1 protein-coding gene is annotated in these 358 nt (G+C 57.8%); it reads left to right on the forward strand.

Annotation, left to right across the window (positions count from 1 at the left end; all coding sequences use genetic code 11):
• Window positions 1-13 precede the first annotated feature (13 nt).
• Entirely contained in the window at window positions 14-298 is a 285-nt protein-coding gene (locus tag ABGI63_RS25810) for a hypothetical protein (protein WP_262968995.1), read from the forward strand.
• The last annotated feature ends 60 nt before the right edge of the window (window positions 299-358 follow it).

Here is a 358-nt window from a genome sequence, read left to right on the forward strand (position 1 = left end):
ACGTTAAAGCGCAATGTCCGAATCCTTCGCCGCCGAGATTCATCTGCTGAATGCGGAGGCCGGTGGGCGCGTCGGCCCCTTACCTTCCGGCGAATGGCGAACCGTCCTCGGAATCAACAACGAGCAATGGTCAGCTCGATTGCTATTCGACGGATCACCCAAGCCGGGTGAGTCTTTTCTCGCGACCGTTCAGTTGCTCGTCCCAGAAGCCAAGCAGTACTTTCCTGCGGGTGCCGAGTTCACGGTGTGGGAAAGAGGAACCAAAGGAGAGGGTCATGTTTTGCCTGCGGCGCTTTAACCCTGCAGTCAAGCGGACCTGCGCCAGCTACGCTGGCTGGTCCGTTTACCTTGTACGTTA

Origin of the sequence: Roseateles cavernae, assembly GCF_040187885.1 — a bacterium.
In the GTDB taxonomy this organism is placed as follows: Bacteria; Pseudomonadota; Gammaproteobacteria; order Burkholderiales; family Burkholderiaceae_C; genus Roseateles_E; species Roseateles_E cavernae.

What these genes read in the sequence shown, in the direction of transcription:
- ABGI63_RS25810 (WP_262968995.1), top strand. Translation starts at nt 14, where the DNA reads ATGTCCGAATCCTTCGCCGCCGAGATTCATCTGCTGAATGCGGAGGCC.